This window comes from Phyllobacterium sp. (assembly GCF_037994425.1).
Taxonomy (GTDB): domain Bacteria; phylum Pseudomonadota; class Alphaproteobacteria; order Rhizobiales; family Rhizobiaceae; genus Phyllobacterium.
In genome coordinates this window covers 22,781-29,294 of record NZ_JBBNAM010000369.1, presented here as the reverse complement: position 1 = coordinate 29,294, position 6,514 = coordinate 22,781, and the positions used below count along the sequence as shown (strand labels likewise).

9 protein-coding genes and 1 pseudogene are annotated in these 6,514 nt (G+C 58.6%); 2 read left to right on the top strand and 8 right to left on the bottom strand.

Going from position 1 to position 6,514, the window contains the following annotated elements; genetic code table 11:
* Window positions 1–68 (bottom strand): annotated as a pseudogene (locus AAAB35_RS24830) (beta-hydroxydecanoyl-ACP dehydratase); the annotation flags it as partial.
* 314 nt (window positions 69–382) lie between these two features.
* Between AAAB35_RS24830 and irrA the strand changes: the two are divergent.
* Window positions 383–814 (top strand): iron response transcriptional regulator IrrA, encoded by a 432-nt coding sequence (irrA, locus tag AAAB35_RS24825; protein ID WP_340670967.1) that lies wholly within the window; start codon window positions 383–385, stop codon window positions 812–814.
* 69 nt (window positions 815–883) lie between these two features.
* Here the strand turns inward: irrA and AAAB35_RS24820 are convergent, their stop codons facing one another.
* The 3 genes from AAAB35_RS24820 to AAAB35_RS24810 all read right to left on the bottom strand — a co-directional run bounded on the left by AAAB35_RS24820 (window position 884) and on the right by AAAB35_RS24810 (window position 2,080).
* Window positions 884–1,270: a type II toxin-antitoxin system VapC family toxin gene (locus tag AAAB35_RS24820; RefSeq protein ID WP_340670966.1), complete on the bottom strand. Its 387-nt coding sequence runs from the start codon at window positions 1,268–1,270 to the stop codon at window positions 884–886.
* A complete protein-coding gene (locus tag AAAB35_RS24815) occupies window positions 1,267–1,512 on the bottom strand; it encodes a type II toxin-antitoxin system prevent-host-death family antitoxin (protein ID WP_340670965.1) in 246 nt (81 codons plus the stop codon). Before AAAB35_RS24815 ends, AAAB35_RS24820 begins: the two co-directional genes overlap by 4 nt.
* Before the next feature lie 64 nt (window positions 1,513–1,576).
* On the bottom strand, window positions 1,577–2,080 hold the full coding sequence (locus AAAB35_RS24810; RefSeq protein ID WP_340670973.1) for an SH3 domain-containing protein: 504 nt from the start codon (window positions 2,078–2,080) through the stop codon (window positions 1,577–1,579).
* Window positions 2,081–2,320: 240 nt separating this feature from the next.
* Here AAAB35_RS24810 and AAAB35_RS24805 point away from each other — a divergent pair, with 240 nt between their 5' ends.
* Window positions 2,321–3,322, top strand: coding sequence for a D-glycerate dehydrogenase (locus tag AAAB35_RS24805; RefSeq protein ID WP_340670972.1), 1,002 nt, complete (start codon window positions 2,321–2,323; stop codon window positions 3,320–3,322).
* A gap of 24 nt (window positions 3,323–3,346) precedes the next feature.
* Here the strand turns inward: AAAB35_RS24805 and AAAB35_RS24800 are convergent, their stop codons facing one another.
* From AAAB35_RS24800 to sugE, 4 genes are all read right to left on the bottom strand, one after another.
* Window positions 3,347–3,754: a DUF126 domain-containing protein gene (locus tag AAAB35_RS24800; protein ID WP_340670964.1), complete on the bottom strand. Its 408-nt coding sequence runs from the start codon at window positions 3,752–3,754 to the stop codon at window positions 3,347–3,349.
* A complete protein-coding gene (locus AAAB35_RS24795; RefSeq protein ID WP_340670963.1) occupies window positions 3,751–5,007 on the bottom strand; it encodes an aconitase X catalytic domain-containing protein in 1,257 nt (418 codons plus the stop codon). Before AAAB35_RS24795 ends, AAAB35_RS24800 begins: the two co-directional genes overlap by 4 nt.
* Complete coding sequence (gene moeB / locus AAAB35_RS24790; protein WP_340670971.1) at window positions 4,997–5,782, bottom strand: molybdopterin-synthase adenylyltransferase MoeB; 786 nt, start codon at window positions 5,780–5,782, stop codon at window positions 4,997–4,999. The genes AAAB35_RS24795 and moeB overlap by 11 nt, the downstream gene beginning before the upstream one ends.
* 111 nt (window positions 5,783–5,893) lie before the next feature.
* Complete coding sequence (gene sugE / locus AAAB35_RS24785) at window positions 5,894–6,208, bottom strand: quaternary ammonium compound efflux SMR transporter SugE (protein WP_340670962.1); 315 nt, start codon at window positions 6,206–6,208, stop codon at window positions 5,894–5,896.
* Between the last annotated feature and the right edge of the window lie 306 nt (window positions 6,209–6,514).

Below are 6,514 nucleotides of genomic sequence, written 5' to 3'. Positions count from 1 at the left end.
CCGAACATCTCTCCGCGGGCACAGGCAAGAAGCTCCTCATACCCGTAGCTTGATTTCTGTTCTGGCATTCTTTCTCCCATCGACTGCTTCAAAGTTGGCGCATGGAATGCGAGCTGCTCCTGCGCATGCGGACCCTATCACAGAGTGTTTTCGCCTGAAAACGCTCTCTAGAGCAATCCGAAGTCAAATGGAACCCTTGGCTTCGTTGTGGCTTCTGGGAAAATCTTATGACAGAAGATCTCCCGGAATCCGACTTAGACGAATGGTCTAATTGCTGCCTATTGATCGATTTCGCAAGACAGCATATATCAAATAAGCAGCACCAGTGGCACTTTGCCTTTGGTGCGGGTTCGGATTTGGTTAACGGAGTGGCAGACGGGCCATGCATGTTTCTTATGAAATAGAGGCTGATGTTTCCTTGCAGGAGCGCTTGCGCTTCGCTGGTTTGCGGCCGACCCGTCAGCGCATTGCACTCGCCAGTCTGATTTTCTCCAAAGGTGACAGACACCTTTCGGCTGAAGAGCTGCACGAAGAGGCACAAAGCGCCAATGTTCCGGTGTCTCTTGCTACCGTCTACAACACGCTGCATCAGTTTACCCAGGCAGGAATGCTACGTATTCTCGCCGTAGAAGGTGCGAAAACCTATTTCGACACCAATGTATCGGATCATCATCACTTTTTCGTCGAAGGCGCCAATGAGGTGATCGACATTCCCGATGGTTCGGCAATGGTAGGCCATTTGCCGCCGGTGCCGGATGGCATGGAAATCGTCAACGTCGATATTGTGATCCGGCTGCGCAAGAAGCGCGGGTGAGGATTTCCACTTAAAGACTCGTAGAGCCAGCTGCTGGACGATAAACTCGCCGGCGGGACGAGAACCTATTCAGACAAGTCGTATGGGACCAGGATAGCGCGCAACGATAGGATCCGCGGTCGCGAGCGTTATCCCCTCGGACACAGCCTGTGCCACAAGAATGCGGTCAAAAGGGTCTTTGTGTATCTGCGGCAGTGTCGCAACGCCCACGGTGTGTTCGCTGGCAATTGCTAACTCGGTGTACCCAGCGTCAAGCAATCCCCGGCGAAGAACACGCGCATCGACCAGGAAGTCGGCACGATCGAGTCCTTGCTTGATTGCTATCTCCCACAAACTGGCTGAACTGAATACCAATTCGTTCAGCGCATCTTCGATGAGCGATCGTGCGTCGGCGGACAGGCGATCGGGCGAGCCCGCGGCCCAAAGCAGCAGGTGCGTATCGAGAAGCAACTTCATTTGGCAATGCCGAAAAGCTTCTCGATGTCCTCTTTACCCATCTCATCGAAATCGTCGGGTACGTGAATCTCGCCAGCCAGAAATCCAAGGCGTTTTGGTGGTGCTGCATCTTTCACGTCGACTGCCGTCACCTTAACAACAGGCTTTCCGGCCTTGGCAATGATGAACGGCTCACCCTTCGACGCTTGTTCGATCAATCGTGAGAGGTGGGTCTTCGCTTCGTGAATGTTGACGATGCGCATCGGAATGAACTCCGCTGGACTTAGTCTATTAAACTTAGTCCATATGTTCTGCTAAGACAAGAATTCAATCGTCGAACTTCTCGTCCGGATAAGCACCCCAGATGTCCGGCTGGCGCATCCAGCCGCTGGTACCGCTAAAGATGACACGGCAAAAGCTGCCATTGCACGCCTTTAGCGTCCCAAGTACGCCCGGTTGGACCTTGGCGACAACCGCCGATTTGTCGTCTGCGCCGCGATAGACATTGAGCATCGCGTCGTCCTTGTCGCGCTGCCACGGAGCCGTCAACACCGTGCGTTTGCCCGACAGCAACGATTGATAGACCCACCCTTCCGTGCCCTCGGAATCGCGAATGCGCCGCCAATTGTCGAATTCCTGCACGATCTCCACCGGCAGGCCGGATTTCAGGAAAAGCCACGTAACCGCGTAATCTCTCCCCGGCCCGACGCGCAGATTGACACGGCCGGGCTTCAGGCTGACGAATCGTGGCAGCGGGAGGCCGCTCGGTCCGACCTGCGCGGCCTCTGCCGCCACCGATGCCGGCAGGGTCAGCGGTAGTGCCAATGCCAAGGCTGCTGCGAAGCTGACGGCAGTCGAGAGGCGGCGAAAATTTCCAATATTCAACAAGGTCTGTCCTTCGTCGTCCCGGGCCCCAATCCGCTCGTTTTTCGGCAGAATGGCGGACGATCCCTATTTTTCTTTGTCTTTGATGCGCCGCCTTGATAGACAAGTGGAGGAGCGCAAAGAGCAATTGCAGTTTGCAATGACTTGGTTAAAGAGGTCTCAATAGCGCTGTCAAATGGGAGGGGAATATTGGTGAGCAAGAAGCCTCTGGTCGTCATCACTCGCAAATTGCCGGATCCCATAGAAACCCGCATGCGCGAGCTTTTTGAGGCCCGGCTGAATGTCGACGACCGGCGGCTGACCAAGGCGGAACTGATCGAGGCGGTCAAAGTCGCCAACGTGCTCGTACCGACCATTACCGATCATATCAGCGAGGAGATCATTGCCGCGGCGGGCCCCAATCTTCGTCTGATCGCCAATTTCGGCAATGGCACCGATAATATTGATGTCGTGGCTGCGAGTAAGCGCGGCATTACCGTCACCAATACGCCGAACGTCCTTACCGAAGACACTGCCGACATGACCATGGCCTTGTTGCTCGCCGCGCCGCGCCGCCTGGTCGAAGGCGCATCGATTCTTCTCGATGACGGCAAGTGGGAGGGCTGGGGCCCGACCTGGATGCTCGGGCGCCGCATCTGGGGCAAGCGCCTCGGCATCGTCGGCATGGGCCGTATCGGTACCGCGGTCGCGCGCCGCGCCAAGGCTTTCGGCCTGTCCATCCACTATCACAACCGCAAGCCGGTCAACCCACCCACCGAAGAGGAACTTGAGGCCACATACTGGGAAAGCCTCGATCAGATGCTGGCCCGCATGGATATCATCTCGGTCAATTGCCCTTCAACACCGGCGACGTTCCACCTGCTTTCCGCGCGACGTCTCGCCTTGATGCAGCCGACGGCCTTCATCGTCAATACGGCGCGCGGCCAGATCATCGACGAGCATGCGCTGATCGAACAGCTCGAACACGGCAAACTTTCGGGCGCGGCGCTCGATGTGTTCGAGCATGAGCCTGCGGTGAATTCGAAGCTGCGCAAGCTTGCCAAGCACGGCAAGGTCGTAATCCTGCCGCATATGGGCTCGGCTACCCTCGAAGGGCGCATCGACATGGGCGAGAAGGTAATCATCAATATCCGCACATTCATCGATGGACATCGTCCGCCGGACCGGGTCTTGCCTGATCGGGTTTGAGGTCCGGACAGCGGATGGCATCGACTAGGACGTGATCGTGATCTCGCCCTCGGTGCTGATACGAACTTTCGCCGCCTTCAGTCTATCGAATTTCCCGGAGGCGAGCTTTACGGCGATCGGAGCCTTGTAACCCATTTCTTGCGCGACGATGAGGCCGAGCAGGAGAATTGCGTCCGGTTCATGCAGGACGATCGCTGCCGGGGCAAGATTGGCGGAAACGAGCTCGAGCAATACGGCGGCTGCCGATGAAGAACCGATGGTTCCGGGCAGGCAAAGAACCTTGCCGGCGATCGAGACGCCATGTTCTGGGTGACGTACATCGGCAATCAGCCCTGTCTTGGGATTGACGCCGCCCCAAAAGCTGATCGGCGCGGAAAGGACCAGCGCCTGACCCTCGGCAGCTTCGCCTGAAACCAGAATTTCCGCCTTCATGCCATGGCCCCGAAAAGTGGCCGGCCCGCGACGGCACTTTCCACACATTCGGCCATCGAGCCATAAAGGACGCCGTAACCGGTATTGCCGGGGGCGTAATGGGCGAACTTGCCCGAGTTGGTCATGAGTACGCCACCGGCTACGTCCGGAATTATGGGGGTGACGACGACGCAGGTATCGACCACGATGACGACGCCACTCTCTTCGAGCCGCTGGCGGCTGCCATTGGCCTCAAGCGCCGCGAGGGCGTGGCGGCCGGTGCATGCATAGAACGGGGTGCTGAGCCTGCGTCCGGCGATGAGCTGTTCGAGCCGATTGAACTCCGCGGCCGAAAGGTGCGGACTCCCGACCGCGATGGCGTCAAGCCTATCGGTTTTCGCGACTGTCGAGAGTCGGCTACGTGAATCCGCGACCATTTCGTCGGTGACATGGATCGTCATGTCCGGCGGCTGGGACTGGAGCGCGGTATCGAGATCTGGCGCTTCCGGCGTGACGCCCGCCACATGAAACAGGCCGACAGCCCCGGCCGAGGCAGCCGCTGCACCAAAAGCTTTCAGCGCGTCTTCGCCGGGATGGTTGTCGATGCCCACGACGACACCGACCGCGCCGCCGATTTCCCGACCATAGAGGCTGCCGAGAATCGGAAAAGCCACCTCGGATGCGAGAAATTTGGAATCGAGGGCGGATACGTCGAATACAACTGTGCCGCGACGGTTTTCCGATCGGTGAAACCCGTAATAGGGAGCATAACCCGATACCGCGCAGGCAATGTCGAGGAAGTCGCCATAGCGGTTGGTGCGCGCTCCGAGTACAGAATTGCAGAAGACGACCGCATTGGATTCGCCCCAAGCGACATCACTGCCGAAGGCCGGACGGTGACCGGCCTGATAGGGCGCGCAGGTCCAACTCGGCTCGCAGCCCAGCTTGCGATAGGCCTCCATCATGCGCCGCGCCATATCCCGCTCATGCGGCGGCAGACGGTTCTTCGAACAGCCGGTGAGGTCGATCGAACCGACATTCAGGGTTGCGCGCACGACAACATTTGCGCCGCCTTCGACCAGTTTCTCGGCGAAGAGCGTTCCGGAATCACCATGATAGAGTGCGCCATCGATATGGGCAGAGGCGATGGGAATAAGGGAAGGTGCTCCCATAAGCCGGGCGGTTGCCGCAACGATCCGCATGGCCATGGCCGCGCCTTCACCGCGCCTGCTTCCTGCAACCGCCTCTTGTTCGGCAGTCAGTTCAAGCGGCATTATCCGAACGCTTGCGCGCCTTATATCGGATGGTCTCGAAGCGAGAGGTCAGCGCATCGTAGAGCAGGAGCCGCCCGATCAGCGGTTCACCAATGCCGGTGATGAGCTTGACCACCTCGGCCGCCTGCAGGGTCCCGATCACGCCCGGGAGGACGCCAAGCACGCCGGCCTCCGCGCAAGCGGGCAGGAGACCGGGCGGCGGCGGATTGGGAAAGAGGTCGCGGTAGGAGGGATTGGGGTCGCCCGCCGCGTTCGCGGCATAGGGGAGCAAGGTCGTGACTGAGCCGTCGAAGCGCCCGAGCGCCGCAGAAACCAGAGGACGCTTTTCTTCGCGGCAGACGTCTGCCAGAAGGTAGCGCGTATCGAAATTGTCCGACCCATCGACGGTGATATCGTAGCGGCGAACCAATTCGGCGGCATTTTCTTTTGCTATGCGCGTCTCATGGGTCTCGACAGTAACATGCGGATTGATCGTGGCGATGGCGCGGGCCGCACTTTCCACCTTTGTCGATCCGACGAGATCGGAGCTATGGATAATCTGGCGCTGCAGGTTGGAGAGCGAGACGCGGTCGTCATCGACGATGCCGAGGGTACCGACACCCGAGGCCGCCAGATATTGCAGCACCGGCGCGCCAAGCCCGCCCGCGCCAACAACGAGGACGCGGGCGCGCTTGAGTTTCTGCTGGCCGGGACCGCCGATCTCGCCAAGGACGATATGGCGGGCGTAGCGTTCGATTTCGGCGGGGGTGAGGGTGGTGCTTTGCTGGTCGGTCATTGTCTTGCGCTGGCGATCCAATTTGCCGCGTCACCTCCGTATTCTATCGGGAGCGACACACGAGGTCCACACTAGAGCAAGTATTCTCCAAAATGCAGTGCCCATTTGAACTCAGGCAAGAAATTTCAGCCCGCCGATACCGGCGACGATCAGCCCGATGCAGACGAGGCGAATGACCGTCGCGGGCTCGGCAAAGAGGTACATGCCGAGAAGCGCAGTCCCGACCGTACCGATGCCCGTCCATACTGCATAGGCGCTGCCGACCGGCAGTTCGCGCAAGGCAAGGCCAAGCAAGACGACGCTGATGACCATGCTGCCGGCCGTAAGGATAGTGGGTGTTATCCGGGTGAAGCCATCGGTATATTTGAGCCCGATGGCCCAGCCGATTTCAAACAGCCCTGCAGCGACGAGTATTATCCAGGCCATGACGACCTCCTTCAAACGTTCATCGGGCCGTCCCGGATTTGTCTGGAATCGCCGCAGAATTGACGGCGTGGAGGTCGTCCTCACGAGTGTTTATTTAAGAAACGCCGGTACGAATGGCAAGGCTGTCCCTTGATGACTAATTTTGGTGTTTAAGTTCAAGGCCGATGACTGATTGCCCACGTCGGGTTACTACGGTACCTGACGAGATCTTGTTAGGTGAAATGAATATGGATGAGGATAGTCGGGGGATCTCGAACCGCTTTACGCGGCGGTGGCTTCTTACATTCGCGCTGCTTGTTCCGTTAG

Coding starts and splice junctions, on each gene's coding strand:
- AAAB35_RS24795 (WP_340670963.1), bottom strand. CDS start 5,007: ATGCCGCTTGAACTGACTGCCGAACAAGAGGCGGTTGCAGGAAGCAGG.
- irrA (WP_340670967.1), top strand. CDS start 383: ATGCATGTTTCTTATGAAATAGAGGCTGATGTTTCCTTGCAGGAGCGC.
- moeB (WP_340670971.1), bottom strand. CDS start 5,782: ATGACCGACCAGCAAAGCACCACCCTCACCCCCGCCGAAATCGAACGC.
- AAAB35_RS24800 (WP_340670964.1), bottom strand. CDS start 3,754: ATGAAGGCGGAAATTCTGGTTTCAGGCGAAGCTGCCGAGGGTCAGGCG.
- AAAB35_RS24815 (WP_340670965.1), bottom strand. CDS start 1,512: ATGCGCATCGTCAACATTCACGAAGCGAAGACCCACCTCTCACGATTG.
- AAAB35_RS24820 (WP_340670966.1), bottom strand. CDS start 1,270: ATGAAGTTGCTTCTCGATACGCACCTGCTGCTTTGGGCCGCGGGCTCG.
- sugE (WP_340670962.1), bottom strand. CDS start 6,208: ATGGCCTGGATAATACTCGTCGCTGCAGGGCTGTTTGAAATCGGCTGG.